Below are 1293 nucleotides of genomic sequence, written 5' to 3'. Positions count from 1 at the left end.
CCGTCAGGGTCCGTAAAGGCATTGACATAAAAATCAACCGGTGTATTGACGGTCAGATCCTGATCCGGTGTCGGATTAACAATAAGCCCCTGATTGGCCCGCAGGGTAACCGAACCGCTTACCACGGCCCCGGAACAGGTGGCCGAACCGACGGTTTCGGCACACCGTGCCTGATAGGTAACCGGCACATTGATGTTTGTCAGGGTATAGGGTGCATTCGTCCATTGGTTGCTTAGAAAGACCTGAGCCGTTCCGGATGAACAGGATGGCGAGAGCATGAAGGATTCGCCGCTCCGAACACTAACATTCTGTACCTGCGGGGCGGGCAGGGACTTATTGATGCAGGGGTTATCTATAACATTTACCCTGATGACATTCGACGGGTCGCCTTCGCACTGATTACTATCGACACACTTTGCCTTGACCTCAACCTGTCCGGTACCGGTAAAATCATATTGACGGGTTGACCAGCTGCCGGCTACGTTGCAGTTGAGACAACTATTGCCATTATACCAATGCGTTGTATAGTTTGTCGGACACGACGAGGTGAATGTAATAGCCGTATTAAGCTGCACGGTTGTTCCGTCAGCCGCCCCTGATATCGCCGGTGTCGGTACTGATGCGTTTATACACGGATTGCAGGTGGTGACTTGGATGGTTTTCTGACGAATCCGCTGGCACCCCCCACTGAGTGTGCAGGTAAAACTATATGTTGTTGTAGTTGCCGGTGAATCAGATACAGATACTTGTGTACCTAAGCCATGACTCCATGTTACCGTTCCCTGACAGTTATTGGCGCTTAGACTAACCGGACTCCCCGGACAGATATTTTCTGAAGAAGCCAGTAGCTGTTGATCATCCGGTTTTTCAAAACAGGGGTCAGTAGGTGTACAGTTTACTGTAAAGGTTCCTTGCGCTAAATCACTGTCACTACACTGATCACCTGTCCCATCCCAAACGCAACGGGCTGTATAGGTGTAACTTTGATTATTGACTAAGGCACCGGTGGTAAAACTACTCCCTTTGTCCTGGCCATTCCAGTAAATATGAGCCGTGCTATTGGTTAGGCAGGCTGCGGTGATGGTATAAGTCAGGCCATTACAATTAGGTGTATTCGTAAAAGAAGGTGTCTGGTAGGAACAATTTGTACAATGAAGCTGAGCAGGCGTAAATGTAGCGGAGCTTTGACAGGCTCCGGATGTACAGATAGCTGTGTACACATTAACCGCAGTTGGTCTAATCGTATTGCCGGTAAATTCCTGCCATCCGGCTGTCCCTGTCTGACAGGTTGCC

Annotated in this window: 1 protein-coding gene; it reads right to left on the bottom strand. The window is 49.7% G+C overall.

Features of this window, described 5'->3' with window-relative positions; translation table 11 throughout:
* A partial coding sequence (locus BLX24_RS30455; protein WP_143092936.1) for a hypothetical protein occupies nucleotides 1-575 on the bottom strand: 575 nt, incomplete at its 3' end.
* Nucleotides 576-1293 lie beyond the last annotated feature (718 nt).

Origin of the sequence: Arsenicibacter rosenii (assembly GCF_001870735.1) — a bacterium.
GTDB lineage: Bacteria > Bacteroidota > Bacteroidia > Cytophagales > Spirosomataceae > Arsenicibacter > Arsenicibacter rosenii.
The sequence above is the reverse complement of the archived record's forward strand: the minus strand, read 5'-3'. Positions and strand labels throughout refer to the sequence as shown.